The following is a 13,181-nucleotide window of genomic DNA, read 5'->3' as shown; positions in this document are numbered from 1 at the left end:
CGCTCTTCATGGAGCGGTCAGGCGCTCTTCAGGTAGTGGTCGAGCACCCGCACGCCGAAGTGCAGGGCGTCGACGGGGACGCGTTCGTCGACGCCGTGGAAGAGCGCGCCGTAGTCCAGGCCCGGGGGCAGCTTCAGCGGCGAGAAGCCGTAGCCGGTGATGCCGAGCCGGGAGAACTGCTTGGCGTCGGTGCCGCCCGACATGGTGAAGGGCAGGGCGTGCCCGTCCGGGTCGAAGCGCTCCACGGCGGCCCGCAGCCGGGCGAAGGTCGGGGAGTCCACAGGCGCTTCGAGCGGCACCTCGCGGTGGTGGAACTCCCAGGCGACGTCGGGCCCGGTGAGCAGGTCCATGGTCGCCGCGAACTCCTCCTCGGTGCCGGGCAGCATCCTTCCGTCGACGTAGGCGACGGCCTCGCCGGGGATGACGTTGCACTTGTACCCGGCCTGGAGCATCGTCGGGTTGGCGCTGTTGCGGACGGTGGCCTCGACGAGGGCGGCGGCCGGTCCCAGCTTGTCGAGCAGGAGCGGCACGTCCAGGTCCGCGTCGTCCGGGTCGATCTCGATGCCGTGCAGCGCGGCCAGTTCGGTGAGGGCGGCGCGGACGGTGGCGGTGAGCCGGACGGGCCAGGTGTGGTCGCCGACGCGGGCGACGGCGGCGGCGAGGCGGGTGACCGCGTTGGTGTCGTTGACCTTGGAGCCGTGACCGGCCCTGCCGCGGGCGGTGAGCTTGAGCCAGGCGGTGCCGCGCTCGCCGGCCCCGATGGGGTAGAGCGTCATGCCGGGGTGCGGGTGGAAGCTGAAGGCACCGGACTCGCTGATGCCCTCGGTGCACCCCTCGAAGAGGCCGGCGTGACGGTCGGCGAGGAAGCCGGAGCCGTCGGCGGCGCTGTCCTCCTCGTCGGCGGTGTAGGCGAGGACGATGTCGCGGCGCGGCCGGACGCCCTGGCGCGCCCAGGAGCGGGCGACGGCCAGGACCATCGCGTCCATGTTCTTCATGTCGACGGCGCCCCGGCCCCAGACGACGTCGTCGCGGACCTCGCCGGAGAAGGGGTGGACGGTCCACTCGGCCGGGTCGGCCGGGACGACGTCGAGGTGCCCGTGGACGAGGAGCGCCGGGGCGGTCGGGTCGGTGCCGGGAATGCGGGCGACCACGTTGGTCCGGCCGGGGGTGCGCTCCAGGAGGACGGGTTCCAGCCCGGCGCCGGCGAGCCGCTCGGCGACGTACTCGGCGGCGGGGCGCTCGCGGCAGTCGCCGCCGCCGCGGTTGCTGGTGTCGACGCGGATGAGGTCGGAGGTGAAGGCGACGACCTCGTCGAACGCCCGCGCGTCCGGCCCGTCGGAGGACGCGCCACCGGGGGACGTGACCTCGCGGGACGGGTTCCGGGCGAACGCGACCTCGCGGGACGCGACCTCGGCGGACGGGGTCTCGGGGGACGCGACCTCGGCGGACGGGGTCTCGGGGGACCTGCTGCTAGCCATACTGCTCCTCCACGGCGGCCGAGACGATCGTCGTGACCGCCTTGAACGTGCGGATCGCCTCGTACATCGTCCCGCTGGTGTACGCGACGCGCCGCTCACCGCTGCGCGCCACGCCGGGAACCACCGTGGCGGCGGCGCCCAGGTGCTCGGCGTCGAACTCGACCTCGACCTCGTGCGGCCCCGCGTGGACCGGGTCGTGGCGGACGGCGAGGGCGGCCGCCTCGCGGGCCGCGGCGCGGATGTCGGCGGCGGTGCGGGCGGGGGTGCGGCAGACCGCCGCGTACCGGGAGACGTGGTCCTTGACGGCGACCTTGGGTGCCTCGGGGGCGTACCCGAGGGCGTCCTCGCAGGTGAGGTCGTCGCCGGTGACGAGGACGACGGGCACGCCGTACTCGGCGACCACGTGCGCGTTGAGCACGCCCTCGCTCGCCCGGAGGCCGTTGAGCCAGACACCGGTGATCGAGTTGGCGAGGTACGTGTGGGCGAGGACGCCCTCGGCGCCGGCCCCCGTGTGGTAGCCGACGAAGGCGATGCCGTCGACGTCGCCGTGCTGGACGCCCTCGACCATGGAGAGCGCCTTGTGGCGGCCGGTGAGCATCTGGACGCGGTCGTCCAGACGCTCCAGGAGCAGGTTCCGCATGGTCCAGTGCGCCTCGTTCACCAGCACCTCGTCGGCACCGCCGTCGAAGAAGCCGAGCGCCGCCGCGTTCACGTCCGAGGTGAACATCGGGCGGCAACGCTCCCACTGGGGCGTGCCGGGCAGCACGTCGGCGGGCCAGGTGACGCCGGTGGCGCCCTCCATGTCGGCGCTGATGAGGATCTTCATGACTGGCACCGTACGCGCGACCCGGCGGGCGTACCACCCCTGTGGATAACCGTCGTTGGAGTGGACCAATGACACCGGCGCCCGGAGGGTACCGGCACGTCAGGGCCCTCCGGCGAGGGTCCGGGGGTCCGTCTCGGCCATGCGGCGCAGTGCCTCGGCGGCGCGTTCGGCGGGCGGTCTCCCGTCGTCGGGCAGGTGCCACAGGAACTGGCGCGGGTCGCCGCTTCCGTCCGGGGGCGGCCCGGTGAAGGTGACGACGGTGATGTCGGGGTCGCGGTGGTCCGTACTGATCCAGCCCTGGCGGAGGCCCCAGCGGGTGAGCAGGTCGGGCCGGTCGCGGAGTCCGGCGGTGAGCAGCCGGGCGGTGTGCCGGGCCGGCCAGGTCCAGCCGTGGTCGTGCTCCGCACGGGCGATCTCGGCGTCGTAGGCGTCGGCGTCGAACCGGTACTCGGGGAGCGCGGGCGGGCGGCCGGGCCGTCGCCAGTCGCTCCACACCACGTGCGCGCCCACGCGGCGCACGGTGACGTACAGGGCTCCGCAGCACTCCTCCGCGCAGGAGGTGACGCCGAGACGGACGTCGCGGGGCCGGGTGGCGGCCCGCAGGGCTCCGCCGTCGAGGAGTGGTTCGGGGGTGCCGCCCCGGCCCTGGGCGAAGGCTTCGGGCAGGAGGGGGCGCCCGTCGACCAGGACGCGCGTCTCGACGGGATGCGGCTCCACCGGGTCGGCGACGGCGACCTCGATCCGCAGCCGGGGCGCGGCGGAGGGCGTGTCGCGGGGCGTGCCGGGGCGCGCCTCGCGCAGGCGCCGGGCGGTGCGCCGGATCCAGTCGGCGCGCCGGCCCGTCTCCGTGGGCTCGCGCACGGCGTCCAGGAGCAGCCCGAGGACCGCCTCGCGCCGTCCGGCCGGCCAGTCGAGGAGGTGGGAGGCCCCGCTGTGGAGGTCCTGGGCGAGGGTGACGAGGCGGGCCTGGTGGCCGAGGTCCGGCGGCAGCAGGCGGGCCCGTTCGGCCACCGTCCCGTAGAGGGCGCGGGCGTCGGCGTACTCCAGGATCTCGACGCCGTGGTCCCCCTGGGTCACCGTCCGCGCGAGGAGGCGCAGCGCCTGGCCGAGCAGCGCGGTGTCCTCGGGCGCCGCCCGGTCGAGGAGGTGGGCGAGGCCGGTGGACTCGGCGACCCGCCGGGCGTGGTCGGGCCCCATGCGCCGGTCGCCCGGGGCGAGCCCGAGGAGTCGTTCCCGTACGGCCGCGTGGTCCCGCGCGGCGAGGGCCTCGACGAGCGGGCGGGCACGGTCGCTCGTCGGGTAGTGGGTCAGCCACAGCAGGGCCGCGGCGGGCCGGTCCAGCTCGTCCAGGACGGCGACGGCGTACGGGAAGACCCCGTCGAGCCGGCCGAGCGCCCGCAGGTACGGCAGGTCCTCGGGCTCGCCGAGGCCGCGCAGGAGCCCGAGCCCGGCCGCCACGCCGTGGACGGTCGTCCCGTCGCGGACGAGCCGCCGGGCGAGGGCGCGGGCGGTGCCGGGGTCGCCGTGTTCGACGGCGGAGGCGGTGGGGAAACAGAGGTGCTCGCGGACGCCGGTGGCGGCGAGCGCGCGGTCGGTCTCGGCGGCGGCGAGCTCCGGGTCGGGCCCGGTCAGCGCGGAGAGCAGCAGGCGCGTGACGGTCGCCCGCGCCTCCTTGTACGGCATGCGGCGCGGCGAGGCTTCCGGCGGTCGCGCGGTGTCGGGGAGCGGGTGGCCGCCCCGGGGCGGCGGGGAGTCGGGGGCGGCGCCGGCGAGGCCGCGGGCGTACGCGGAGAGGGAGGGCGCGGGCGTCGGCCGCGCGGGGGCCGCGCTCAACGGGCGGTGCGGGTCTCGATTCCATGGATCATGGAGGCATCGTGCCCGGCCCGCCCTCGCGGACGCCACCGGTTTCTCGGACGATCGGACTGCGATCGGACTGCGATCGGACTGCGATCGGACTGCGAATCGGGCCAAATATCGCCAAGAGGTACGTATAGGCTGTCGGCCGCAGTTGTCCCGCCCGACCCATCCGGAGTGTTCTCGGTGACCATCGCCCTCGATCCGTCCGACACCACCCCCGCCGCCCCCGTCTCCGAGCCGGAGGAGAACTTCTGGGTCCCGGAGGGCTCCCCCACCCCGGAGGCGCCCGAGGTGCCCCAGGCAGCCGAGGACGAGGTACCCGAGGCAGCCGAGGACGAGGTACCCGAGGCAGCCGGGGACGAGGCGCCCGAGGAGGAGCGGGAGGAGGCGCCGGTCTCCGCCGACCCCGCCGACCACGACCCCGTCGTGGTCCGCGACGCGCAGGAGTTCGGGGTGTACGCCCGGACCGGCGGGTGGGCGTTCGCGCTGAAGGTGGCGCGGAGCGTGCGGCCCGGCGGGCAGCCGGCCGAGGGCGTGGCGGCGCGGAAGGTGTCCGCGCGGGCGTTCGCCGCGCTCGCCGGCTGCTCGGCGGAGCGGGTGATGCGCTACTACAAGGCGTGGGACATGGCGGCGGACGACGGTCTGGTGCCGCAGTTCGAGGTCCTCGAACCGGGCGCCGACATCGACCTGCCGGACGCCGACGTGTGGCTGTCGTACTACACCTCCCGCAACAGCGCCTCCTCCGTGCGCGGCCAGGCGATCAGCGCGGCGGCGGAGGCGGAGGGCATCCGCCCGACGAAGGCCCTGGAGGTGGCGGAGAACCCGACGGCCCTGCGGGCCGCGATCCTCGCCGACCCGGGGACGGCCGAGGCCGCGCGCGGGGCGCTGCTCGACCGGATGAAGGACGATCCGGCGCTCCAGACGGAGCTGGCCCGGGCCATCGCCCGCACCGACGACCTGAAGAAGGCGGTGGCGAGCGAGGCGAAGGTCGCCGACCGGATCGGCTACGTCCGCCAGATCGTGGAGAACGGCCAGATCAGGACCCCCGCCGGGCAGACGGTGGAGGCGCCGGCCGAGGTGTGGGCGGAGGCCGAACGGCATCTGTCGCTGATCGACGAGCTGGACGACACGGAGGAGGCCGGCGAGTGGGCCGGCGAGGCGTACGAGTCGGTGAAGGGGCTCGTCGCCAAGGCCGTCGAGGAGGACCCGGCGCTGCGGGTCCAGGAGCGCAGGACCCGCTTCTACAGCTCCCTCCAGAAGGCCACGAAGGTCTTCGAGGAGCTGACCCTCGACGAGGTGATGGAGGAGGAGATCTACGAGGAGGACATGCTCCAGCGCCTCGAAGCCCTCCAGGAGGCGATCGGCAGCTGCATCGCCGCCCTGCGCAAGGCCGCGCCGCCCGCCTCCTGACCCGGCCGCGTCAGTCCTGGTGGCCGAGCTGGAGGTCGCGTTCGGTGCGGCCGCCGCCGGCCACCTGGAGGACGGTGGCCACGGGCGGGTAGCCGGCGGCGATGACCGTGTACTCGCCGGAGGACAGGTCGACGAAGCGGAAGGTGCCGTCGGGGCCGGTGGTGAGGGTGTCGACGACGTTCCCGGCGGCGTCGAGCAGGGTGACCCGGGCGTCCTCGACGGGCCGTCCGCCGCCGGCCCGGACGGTGCCGCGCAGGACGGCGCCGCCGGCCAGTTCGATGTCCTGGCGGGTCTCGCGGGAGGACTGGACGCTGACCTGGACGGCGGCGGGCCGGAAGGCGGGGGCGCTGGCGGCGAGCGTGTACTCGCCCGCGATCAGTTCGGTGATCACGTACCCGCCCTCGCGTCCGCTGCGGGTGGAGGCGACGACCTCGCCGCGTACGTCGGTCAGGGTGACGGCAGCGTCCCTGACGGGCGTGCCGTCGGCGGTGAGGACGCTGCCGGCGAGGCGGCCGGCGCCGCCGAGGACGACGTCGAGCTCGACCGGCCGGTCGCCGACGGTGACGGAGACGGCCTGCGGCTGGTGCCCGCCGGCGGCGGCGATGAGCACGTACGAGCCGCTTCCGGGCACGCTGAGCGCGTACCGGCCGTCCTCGCCGCTGGCGCCGCGGCCGATCTGGCGTCCGCCGACGTCGATGAGGGTGAGCGCGGCACGCGGGACGCGGCTGCCGTCGTGGTGCTGGACGGTGCCGCAGACCGGCAGGCCGCCGTGGTGGACGGCCGCAGCGGGTCCCGGGGCGGCGTGCCGGGCGTGCGGCACGGCCTGGACGGCGGTGGCCCGGTCCTGGTCGTAGGGGATGTCGGTGGCCTCGGGGGCGGGGGTGTGGTGGGACACCAGCGGTTGCTCCTTGAGGAAGAAGGCGAGGACGAGGCCGAGCACGAGGACCGGCACGAGGTAGAGGAAGACGCGCGGCATGGCGTCCGCGTACGCCTGGATGTAGAGGTCGCGCAGGGCGGGCGGCAGGGCGTGCACCGTCTGCGGGGTGATCGCCTCCGCGGGCGGCAGGGCGGCGCCGTGGACGCCGGAGCCCTGGACGGCGGGGAGGCGGTCGGCGAGGGCGTCGTCGAGCCGGGCGGCGAAGACCGTGCCGAAGATCGCGGCGCCGACGCTGCCGCCGATCTGGCGGAAGTAGTTGTGGGCGCTGGTGGCGGTGCCGAGGTCGGCCGGGCGGACGGAGTTCTGCACGGCCAGGATGAGCACCGGCATGATCAGGCCGATGCCGGTGCCGAGGACGGCCTGCCAGAGGCTGTGGGTGAGGCGGGGCGTGCCGATGTCCATGCGGGAGAGCAGGCCCATGCCGAGGACGGCGAGCGCCGAGCCGATCACCGGGTAGATCCGGTAGCGGCCGGTGCGGCTGATGAGCTGTCCCGAGACGACGGAGGCGAGGACGATGCCGCCCATCAAGGGGAGCATCAGGAGCCCGGACTCGGTGGCGGTGGCGCCCTCGACCATCTGGAGGAAGCTCGGCAGGTAGCTGGCGGCGCCGAAGAGGGCGATGCCGACGACGGCGCCGACGAGCGCGGTGACGTTGAAGACGGAGTCCCGGAACAGCCGCAGGGGGATGAGGGGTTCGGGCGCGAAGTGCTCGACGACCAGGAAGAGCAGGACGGTTCCGGCGGCGCCGCAGCCGAGGGCGATGATGACCCGGTCGTCCCAGTCGTACTCCGTCCCGCCCCAACTGGTCAGCAGGACCAGGCAGGTGGAGGCGGTGGCGAGGAGCAGGGTGCCGAGGACGTCGAAGCGGCCGCGGGCCTTCGGCTTGGGCAGCTTGAGGACGGCGGCGACGACGGCGAGGGTGACGAGTCCGAAGGGCACGTTGAAGTAGAAGCACCAGCGCCAGGAGACGTGGTCGGTGAAGAAGCCGCCGAGGAGCGGTCCCGCGACGGAGGCGAGGCCGAAGGCGGCGCCGATCAGGCCCATGTAGCGGCCGCGTTCGCGGGCCGGGACGATGTCGGCGATGATCGCCTGGACGCCGATCATGAGGCCGCCGGCGCCGACGCCCTGGAGGGCGCGGAAGGCGATGAGCTCGTCCATGGAGCGGGACCAGCCGGCGAGTCCGGAGCCGATGACGAAGACGACGATCGCGAAGAGGAAGACGCTCTTGCGGCCGAGGAGGTCGCCGAGCTTGCCGTAGACGGGCAGGCCGATGGTGGAGGTCAGCAGGTAGGCGGTGATCGCCCAGGACATCCGGTCCAGGCCCTGGAGTTCGCCGACGATCTTCGGCAGGGCGGTGGCAACGATCATCTGCTCCAGGGCGGCGAGGAGCAGCGCGAGCATCAGGCCGAAGAAGACGAGCCGGACGCGGCGGGGGTCGAGCGGGGTCTCGGCCGGGGGCTGCGGCGGGGTGCCGGCGGGCGGGCCGTCGCCGGGGAGCGGCGCGGCTCCCCCGGCGTCCTTCACCAGCGTGATCGCACCCACGTACGGCTCCCCTCGTCACGGCTTCGCCCTGGCTCGGTAGCGGCCTCGGCGCCGGGCCATTCTTCGCATCGGGCGCGAAGCGGGAGCAAGTCGGACGGTACGGACGGGGGGTGACGGCCGGGGAGGTGAACCCGGGTGCGCGGAGGCGCACTTGCGGCGCCCATCAGCGCGTTTACGGAACTCCCCGCGCCCCCTCGGCGGCTCGGGCGCCGGTACGGGGGCGGCGGGGAATCCACTCGAATCGGTGAACGCCCCGGGCGTTACTTCTCGGTCTCGGCGGCCAGGTTGGCGAGCACGGCGTCGTGGATCCGGGCGAGGCCCTTGGGGGCGAAGGTCCGCTCGAAGAAGCCGCCGATGCCGCCGGCGCCGTTCCAGACGCTGCTGACGACGGCGCGGGACTTCCCGTCGCCGGCCGGGGTCACGGTCCAGGTGGTGACCATGGAGGAGTTGCGGTCCTTCTCGACGAGCTGCCCGTCGGTGGGCTCGGTGACCTCCAGGAGGCAGTCGCGGACGCGCTTGCTGGTGGCCTGGAGCTTCCAGTGGACGAGGGTGCCCTCGCCGTCGCCGCCCTCGCGCACCTCGTACTCGCTGTACTGCTCGGGCAGCAGCTTCGCGCGCGCGCCGCTGTAGTCGGCCAGCGTGTCGAACACGGTCTCCGCGTCCGCCGCGATGATCCGTTCCGTCGTGGCCTCGACCTGCGCCATCGCTTTTCCTCCAGCTCGTGGTTCTTCGGGGTTGTCTCGGGGCTGCGGGCCAAGCGAACCACGTGGCTCGCGGGGCGCGAAATCCGGGTTGCGACGATCAAGAGAACAGATGTTCTATTCTGGATCCGAGAGCAATCGAACGTACGAACGAAGTCGATCGAGGAGGCGTCCATGCGCTGGGACCACCTGGGCGAGACCCCGTCCACGCCCGCCGACGCCGCCCTCTTCGGCGCGGACGCGGTCACCACCCGCACCTTCGACACGCCCGAGTTCCGCGGCATCACCTTCCACGAGGTCCGGGCCCGCTCCATCCTCAACCGGGTCCCGGGCGTCTCCCGGATGCCCTTCGAGTGGACCGTGAACCCCTACCGCGGCTGTACCCACGCGTGTGTCTACTGTTTCGCCCGCAAGACCCACAGCTATCTGGACCTCGACACCGGCCTCGGCTTCGACTCCCAGATCGTGGTCAAGGTCAACGCCGCCGAACTGCTCACCCGGCAGCTCGCCTCCCGCCGCTGGCAGGGCGCCCACATCGCCATGGGCACCAACGTCGACTGCTACCAGCGGGCGGAGGGCAGGTACCGGCTCATGCCCGGCATCCTCACCGCGCTGCGCGACCGCGCCAACCCCTTCTCGATCCTCACCAAGGGCACCCTGATCCTGCGCGACCTGGAGCTGCTGACCCAGGCCGCCGAGGTCACCGAGGTCGGCGTCTCCGTCTCGGTCGGCTTCACCGACGAGGAGCTGTGGCGCACCGTCGAGCCCGGCACCCCCGCCCCGCACCGCCGCCTCGACGTGGTCCGCGTCCTCGGTGATCACGGCATCGGCTGCGGGGTCCTCATGGCCCCCGTCGTGCCCTTCCTCGGCGACTCCCCCGAGCAGCTGCGCGCCACCGTCCGGGCCATCGCCGAGGCCGGCGCCGTCTCCGTCACGCCGCTCGTCCTCCACCTGCGGCCCGGCGCCCGCGAGTGGTTCATGAGCTGGCTGGCCCGCCACCACCCCCACCTGGTCGGACGGTACGAGCGGATGTACGGGACCGGGGCCTACGCGCCGACCTGGTACCAGCGCCGGATCACCCGCCAGGTCCACGAACTGGCCGCCGAGTACGGCATCGGACCGGCCCACCGGTCCGGCCCCCGGCGGATCCCGCGCCCCTCCCCCGCACCGGCGGCGTCCGGACCGGAACAGCTCACCCTCCTGTGACCGGGGCGACACGCCGAAAGGTCACCTGACACGCCGTCATCGTCCCCTCCGTTCGGGTCGATTACCGGCGGAACAGGTCGTGTCCCGCGCCCCGCGGGGCACTTCACGCTCCATGACCACCCGCGCAGGAATGCTGATCGCCGCTGGGGCACTGGTCGCCGGGACGGTCACCGTCCTGCCCGCGTCCGCCGCAGGCACCGGCGAGCCGACCCCCCGCCCCCTCCCCCCGCTCTCCTGGACCGCCTGCGGCACCCAGGCGTACCCCCGGCTCCAGTGCGCCACCCTCAAGGTGCCGCTCAACCACGACGACCCGGCCGGCCGGAGCATCACGCTCGCGCTGACCCGGGTCCCGCACACCGCCGAGACCTCCCTCGGCCCGCTCTTCGTCAACCCCGGCGGCCCGGGCGGCAGCGGCCGCGGCATGGCCGGCTACGTCGCCTCCTCGCTCCCCGCCGAGGTCGCCGCCCAGTACGACGTCATCGGCTTCGACCCGCGCGGCGTGGGCAAGAGCGAGCCCGCCCTCGACTGCCGTCCCGGCCACTTCGACCCCGTCCGCCCCGACTCGGTGCCGCGCGGCACCGACGCCGAGCGGACCGCCCTGGAGCGCGCCCAGGCGTTCGCCGCCGCCTGCGGCAAGAAGCACGCCGACGTCCTCCCGTACATCGACACCGTCTCCACCGCCCGCGACCTGGACCTCATCCGCAAGGCGCTCGGCGCCGAACGGATCAACTACCTCGGCTACTCGTACGGCACCTACCTGGGCGCGGTCTACGCCCGGCTCCACCCCGAGCGGGTGGGACGGATGGCGCTGGACTCCGTCGTCAACCCCAACGGCGTCTGGTACGAGGACAACATCGCCCAGGACTACGCCTTCGACACCCGCCACAAGGACTTCATGGCCTGGGTGGCGAAGCACAGCGCCGTCTACAAGCTGGGCAAGGACCCGGCCGCCGTCGAGGCCGCCTGGTACCGGATGCGCGAGGAACTGCGCGACTCCCCGGCGGGCGGCAAGGTCGGCCCCGGCGAGCTGGAGGACACCTTCCTGCCCGGCGGGTACTACGACGGCTACTGGCCCAAGCTCGCCACCGCGTTCTCCGCGTACGTGAACGAGCAGGACCCCGCACCGCTCAAGGCCGCCTACGAGCGCTACGCCGAGGCCGACTCCGCCGCCGACAACGGCTACTCGGTCTACACCGCCGTCCAGTGCCGGGACGCCGCCTGGCCCAAGGACTGGAACGTCTGGCGCAAGGACAACTGGGAGGTGCACGCCAAGGCGCCCTTCTCCACCTGGAACAACGCCTGGTACAACGCTCCGTGCGCGTTCTGGCCGGTGGCACCGCTCACCCCGCCGGAGGTCGCCAACGACCAGCTGCCGCCGGTCCTCATCCTCCAGGCCACCGACGACGCCGCCACCCCGTACGAGGGCGGGCTCGCCCTGCACCGGATGCTCCGCGGCTCCAGCCTGGTCGTCGAGCAGGGCGGCGGGAACCACGGCGTGACCCTGGCCGGCAACGACTGCCTCGACAAGCACCTGAGCACCTTCCTGGCCACCGGCACCGTGCCGCGCGCCACGGGCACGTCCGAGGTCGACGCGGTCTGCGCCGCCCTGCCGGCGCCCGAGCCCGACCCGGTCCCCGCCACGCCGAAGACCACGGGCAAGGCGGCCGGGAAGGCGGCCGGCGAGGTCGCCGCGGAGGCCGCGCCGGAGACGGGCACCGAGAAGACCGCTCCGGAGACGGCCGCCGAGACCGCCGAGAAGGCCGCGGAAGCGGCTCCGGAGCCCGCCACCAAGGCCGCCGTCCCGAGCGGGTCGGCCCGGGTCCTGCCGGCCGGGGCGACCCTCCACGGACTCCTGGGTCACGTGCGCTGACCTGCGGAGATCCCCCATCGACCACGCCCGCGCCGCTCGGAGGCGCGGGCGTTGTCAGTGGCGTGGGCGAGGATATGGGGCATGACCAGCCACCTGACCCACGTCCCCGCCCCCGAGGGCGTCGCGCCCAGCCCGCAGTACAGCCACGTCGTGTGGGGCACCGGGCGGTTCGTCGCGGTCTCCGGGCAGGTCGCCACCGACGCCTCGGGGGCCGTGGTCGGCGGGGCGGACCCGGCCGCCCAGGCCCGGCAGGTCTTCGCGAACCTGGAGCGCTGCCTGGCCGCCGCCGGCGCCGGCTTCGGGGACGTGGTGAAGCTGACCTACTTCCTCACCGACGTGGCGCACCTCCCCGCCGTGCGGGACGCGCGGGACACGGCCTTCGCCGGCCTGCCGCTGCCGGCGAGCTCCGCGGTGCAGGTGGACGCGCTGGTGCGGCCGGAACTGCTGATGGAGATCGAGGCGTTCGCGCTGGTCCCGGAGGAGCGTCCCGAGGAGGGGCGGACGGGGCTCCGGCTCATACGGTGACGCGTGTGCCCCTCTTCCGTGCCCAGGAGCCGGCGTGCCGACGCCCGTGCCGCCGGGCCGGGGCGGCGGCCGTTCAGAGGGCGGGGCCGCCGAGCAGCGCCAGTGAGCGTTCGGCGGCGCGGCCGAGGCGGGGGTGCGGGAGGGCCGCTTCGAGGACGTCCCGGGCCTGGGGGTCGCCGAGGGCGCCCAGGCCCTCGACGCAGGCGAGGCCGACCCGCCAGTGCGGGTCGCCGGCCGCGAGGCGGCGCTCCAGGACGGTGACGAGGGCCGGGGCGGACTCGGGGGCGCGCAGATCGGCGAGGAGCCGCACCGGCAGGAGCGCGTAGGCGGCCCGGAGTTCGTTGGTGGCGAGCGCGGCGGCGGCCCGGGCGGTGCGCGGGTCGCCGAGGCGGAGGAGGGCGTGGGCGGCGGTGACGCACCGCTCGGGGTCCCGGTGGTTGAGAAGGAGGACCAGGGCCTCGAAGGCGCGCGGGTCGCCGGCCACGCCGAGCCGGTAGGCGGCGATCTCGCGCGCCCACAGGGGCCGGCCGGGGGCGGTGAGCAGGGTGTGGAGTTCCTCGGGATCGGTGATACGGGCGAGTTCTCCGAATACGGCGGGAAGGCTTCCCTCTTCGTTCTCGACCTCGTCCCGCAATCGATCGATCATCGAGCAGAATTCGGGATCGTCGGAGATTCCCTCGGCGTTTTCCATGAATCCGAGGCTATCGGCGATCCAGATCACATTTTCCCGACTTCCCAGGACTGGCGCGCTCGTTACCGGCCGGTTAATCTCAACTGAGCGGGGAACCCCCGCACTTTCCGCCTCGGCCTGGTGACGCAGCCGAGGTGG

General features: G+C 74.1%; 10 protein-coding genes. 4 read left to right on the top strand and 6 right to left on the bottom strand.

Annotated features, from left to right (window positions below):
* Window positions 1–17 precede the first annotated feature (17 nt).
* The 3 genes from ACIGHB_RS00880 to ACIGHB_RS00870 all read right to left on the bottom strand — a co-directional run bounded on the left by ACIGHB_RS00880 (window position 18) and on the right by ACIGHB_RS00870 (window position 4,137).
* On the bottom strand, window positions 18–1,478 hold the full coding sequence (locus tag ACIGHB_RS00880; protein ID WP_399908367.1) for a M20/M25/M40 family metallo-hydrolase: 1,461 nt from the start codon (window positions 1,476–1,478) through the stop codon (window positions 18–20).
* Window positions 1,471–2,304, bottom strand: a complete 834-nt coding sequence (locus ACIGHB_RS00875) for a M55 family metallopeptidase (protein WP_360313748.1) — start codon at window positions 2,302–2,304, stop codon at window positions 1,471–1,473. The genes ACIGHB_RS00880 and ACIGHB_RS00875 overlap by 8 nt, the downstream gene beginning before the upstream one ends.
* 99 nt (window positions 2,305–2,403) lie before the next feature.
* The gene (locus ACIGHB_RS00870) at window positions 2,404–4,137 is read right to left on the bottom strand and encodes a hypothetical protein (protein WP_399908364.1); all 1,734 of its coding nucleotides are present in this window, start codon (window positions 4,135–4,137) and stop codon (window positions 2,404–2,406) included.
* A gap of 207 nt (window positions 4,138–4,344) precedes the next feature.
* Between ACIGHB_RS00870 and ACIGHB_RS00865 the strand changes: the two genes are divergently transcribed.
* Window positions 4,345–5,571: a hypothetical protein gene (locus ACIGHB_RS00865; RefSeq protein WP_399908361.1), complete on the top strand. Its 1,227-nt coding sequence runs from the start codon at window positions 4,345–4,347 to the stop codon at window positions 5,569–5,571.
* A gap of 10 nt (window positions 5,572–5,581) precedes the next feature.
* Here ACIGHB_RS00865 and ACIGHB_RS00860 read toward each other — a convergent pair whose 3' ends face one another.
* Both ACIGHB_RS00860 and ACIGHB_RS00855 read right to left on the bottom strand, forming a co-directional pair.
* Entirely contained in the window at window positions 5,582–8,050 is a 2,469-nt protein-coding gene (locus tag ACIGHB_RS00860) for an MFS transporter (RefSeq protein ID WP_399908358.1), read from the bottom strand.
* A 260-nt stretch (window positions 8,051–8,310) separates the two neighbouring features.
* A complete protein-coding gene (locus ACIGHB_RS00855) occupies window positions 8,311–8,754 on the bottom strand; it encodes an SRPBCC family protein (protein ID WP_388873628.1) in 444 nt (147 codons plus the stop codon).
* Window positions 8,755–8,925: 171 nt separating this feature from the next.
* On the opposite strand from ACIGHB_RS00855, the gene ACIGHB_RS00850 reads away from it, so the two are divergent.
* The 3 genes from ACIGHB_RS00850 (at window position 8,926) to ACIGHB_RS00840 (ending at window position 12,352) form a co-directional block, all read left to right on the top strand.
* Window positions 8,926–9,957: an Rv2578c family radical SAM protein gene (locus ACIGHB_RS00850; protein WP_399908354.1), complete on the top strand. Its 1,032-nt coding sequence runs from the start codon at window positions 8,926–8,928 to the stop codon at window positions 9,955–9,957.
* Between the two features lie 112 nt (window positions 9,958–10,069).
* Window positions 10,070–11,827: an alpha/beta hydrolase gene (locus ACIGHB_RS00845; protein ID WP_399908351.1), complete on the top strand. Its 1,758-nt coding sequence runs from the start codon at window positions 10,070–10,072 to the stop codon at window positions 11,825–11,827.
* An 81-nt stretch (window positions 11,828–11,908) separates the two neighbouring features.
* Entirely contained in the window at window positions 11,909–12,352 is a 444-nt protein-coding gene (locus ACIGHB_RS00840; protein ID WP_360313736.1) for a RidA family protein, read from the top strand.
* A gap of 73 nt (window positions 12,353–12,425) precedes the next feature.
* Here ACIGHB_RS00840 and ACIGHB_RS00835 read toward each other — a convergent pair whose 3' ends face one another.
* Window positions 12,426–13,043, bottom strand: a complete 618-nt coding sequence (locus ACIGHB_RS00835) for a HEAT repeat domain-containing protein (RefSeq protein ID WP_360313734.1) — start codon at window positions 13,041–13,043, stop codon at window positions 12,426–12,428.
* Window positions 13,044–13,181 lie beyond the last annotated feature (138 nt).

The sequence above is a fragment of the Streptomyces sp. NPDC085460 genome, from assembly GCF_044541975.1.
Classification (GTDB): domain Bacteria; phylum Actinomycetota; class Actinomycetes; order Streptomycetales; family Streptomycetaceae; genus Streptomyces.
The sequence above is the reverse complement of the archived record's forward strand: the minus strand, read 5'-3'. Positions and strand labels throughout refer to the sequence as shown.